This is a genomic window from Imhoffiella purpurea, assembly GCF_000585215.1.
Lineage (GTDB): Bacteria > Pseudomonadota > Gammaproteobacteria > Chromatiales > Chromatiaceae > Imhoffiella > Imhoffiella purpurea.
In genome coordinates, this window is the sequence record NZ_AONC01000119.1 from 1 (window position 1) to 1,083 (window position 1,083).

Annotated in this window: 1 protein-coding gene; it reads left to right on the forward strand. The window is 60.8% G+C overall.

Annotated features, from left to right (window positions below; genetic code table 11):
* Window positions 1-130 precede the first annotated feature (130 nt).
* Window positions 131-1,060, forward strand: a complete 930-nt coding sequence (locus D779_RS20680; protein WP_043758404.1) for an IS1595 family transposase — start codon at window positions 131-133, stop codon at window positions 1,058-1,060.
* Window positions 1,061-1,083 lie beyond the last annotated feature (23 nt).

Genomic DNA, 1,083 nt, shown 5'->3' on the forward strand with positions numbered 1-1,083 from the left:
TGGCTCTTTCTGCGTTTCAGACAGTTCCGGGATTGGGTGACAGCGAACCGGAGAATCGAGCAGGTCGCGCATAACACCAGCGAGAGGGCTACAATTCTGGCCCTTTCGTTGCGATCGGTCCGCCCGTCTCATGCTAAATATCCTGAACCTTATCGACGATGCCAAGTGTTTCGAGGTCGTGCGTACCCTGCGCTGGCCTGAAGGCCCGCGTTGCGTGCACTGCGACTCTGCGGTGGTCAGCAAGCAAGGTCGGGATACGACGCAACCCCAGCGGCAAAAATACCGCTGCAGCGACTGCGGGCGCTGGTTCGACGATCTGACCGGGACCGTCTTCGCGGGCCATCATCAACCGCTGCGCACCTGGGTGCTGTGCTTGTATTTCATGGGCTTGAATCTGTCCAATCGTCAAGTGAGCCACGAACTCGGTCTGCACAAGGATGATGCTCAACGCATGACCGAGCAACTGCGCGCGGGCATCGACAGCCAGCAGGTTCTCCCCGAACTCAGTGGCGAGGTCGAAGCCGACGAGGTGTACGTGGTCGCCGGGCACAAGGGGCATCCCGAGGCGGTGAGACAGCAAGGGCGCCAAGGCCGTCGTCGCCGCCTGAAGGGCGCTCGCGGCCGGGGCACCCTGGCCAAGGAAAAACCGCCGATTCTCGGCCTGATCCAACGCGGCGGCGAGGTCGTGTTCCGCATGCTCGAGAACGTCCAGCAGAAGACCATCGAACCGTTGATTCGCGCCACCGTGACCAAAGGAACACGCTTCTACACCGATGAGTACGACATCTACGTCCGCTTGCCTGCCTGGGGCTACGACCATCACACCGTCTGCCACAGCCGCGGCGAATATGCCCGAGACGAGGACGGTGACGGCTTCCACGAGATCCACGTCAATACGATCGAAGGCGTCTGGTCCTTGCTCCGTTCCTGGCTGCGTCCACACCGAGGGATCTCCCAGGAACATCTTCCGTTGTACCTGAGTTTCTTCCAGTTCGTTCACAACGCTCGCGTACGCGGCAAAGGGCTGCTACCTGCTCTCCTGGGAACGTTGGTGGCGTAACTGTCCGGAATGCAGATTGAGCC